Origin of the sequence: Streptomyces actinomycinicus, assembly GCF_016741775.1 — a bacterium.
Classification (GTDB): Bacteria; Actinomycetota; Actinomycetes; order Streptomycetales; family Streptomycetaceae; genus Streptomyces; species Streptomyces actinomycinicus.
The window spans coordinates 1-715 of record NZ_JAERRK010000070.1 but is presented as its reverse complement, the minus strand read 5'-3'; the positions used below and the strand labels follow the sequence as shown (position 1 = coordinate 715).

Genomic DNA, 715 nt, shown 5'->3' with positions numbered 1-715 from the left:
GTCTCTTTGGTCAGCGTCGGGTCCAGATGAGGATGCCCGCCAGGTGGAGTGCGGCCTGGTAGGCGATCGCGAGCTTGTCGGTTCGTGTGGCCAGGCCGCGCCACTGCTTGAGGCGGTTGATGCACCGCTCGACGGTGTTTCGCTGTTTGTAGACCTCGCTGTCGAAGCCGGGCGGACGGCCACCGAGCCGGCCCCGCCGCAAGCGGTGGCCGACTTGGTCGGACGGCTGCGGGATCACCGCACGGATACCTCGGCGCCGCAGGTGGCTGCGGATGGCACGTGAGGAGTACGCGCGGTCGGCCAGAACGGCCAGGGGCCGGGTCCGGGGCCTGCCCGGACCAGTGCGGGGCACGCGGATGCGAGACATCACTGTCTCGAACGCGGGTGCGTCACCTGCCTGGCCCGCGGTGACGGTGAAGGCGAGAGGCCGTGCGCGGCCGTCTGCGGCCAGGTGGACCTTGGTGCTCAGCTCGCCGCGGGAGCGTCCGAGCGCGTGATCGGCGGGCTCGCCGGAGCGGACCGCCCCCTTTTGAGCGCCCCGGCGGCGTGCTGGTGGGCCCGGACGACCGTGGAGTCCACCGACACCGTCCAGTCGATGTCGTCGTCGGCGTCTGCCGCCGCCAGGACTGCGGTGAGGATCATCTCCCAGGTGCCGTCCACGGCCCATCTGATCAGCCGCTTGTGGGCGGTCTGGAAAGAGCCGAGTTCGTCGGGC

Annotated in this window: 1 pseudogene; it reads right to left on the bottom strand. The window is 71.0% G+C overall.

Annotated elements, in window-relative coordinates:
* Positions 1-10: 10 nt before the first annotated feature.
* A pseudogene (locus tag JK359_RS38520) lies at positions 11-715 on the bottom strand (IS5 family transposase); the annotation flags it as partial.